Here is a 467-nt window from a genome sequence, read left to right as displayed (position 1 = left end):
CCTGCCGCACAGTAGGGCTGAGCGTGTCCACCTACTACGCGATTCGCAACCGACGGACGAACCCCTCCGCCCGGCACCGCCGCGACCGGGAACTCGTTGCGGTGATCCGCCGGATCTGGGAAGACTCGCACCGGCTCTACGGGGCACGCAAGATCTGGGCGGCACTGCACCGCCAGGGCGTGACCGTGGCCCGCTGCACCGTGGAGCGGTTGATGCGGTCCGAGGCCATGACCGGGCTGGTCACCCGGTCCCGCCGGCCGCGGTCGATGCTGCCCGGGCAGGGCGAGGGCCAGCCCGGTGACCTGGTCGACCGGGTGTTCCGGGCACCGAGGCCGAACCGGTTGTGGGTCACGGATCTGACCTACGTTCGGCTCGGGGAGAGTCGGTTCGTGTATTCGGCGTTGGTCGTGGACGCGTTCTCGCGGGCGATTGTGGGGTGGCAGGTGTCGGATACCGCTGATACGTCG

1 protein-coding gene is annotated in these 467 nt (G+C 69.6%); it reads left to right on the top strand.

Going from position 1 to position 467, the window contains the following annotated elements; all coding sequences use genetic code 11:
- Positions 1–23: 23 nt before the first annotated feature.
- On the top strand, positions 24–467 hold a 444-nt coding region (locus ACTIDRAF_RS0220685), incomplete at its 3' end, for an IS3 family transposase (RefSeq protein WP_016700631.1).

Origin of the sequence: Actinoalloteichus spitiensis RMV-1378 (assembly GCF_000239155.1) — a bacterium.
Lineage (GTDB): Bacteria > Actinomycetota > Actinomycetes > Mycobacteriales > Pseudonocardiaceae > Actinoalloteichus_B > Actinoalloteichus_B spitiensis.
The sequence above is the reverse complement of the archived record's forward strand: the minus strand, read 5'-3'. Positions and strand labels throughout refer to the sequence as shown.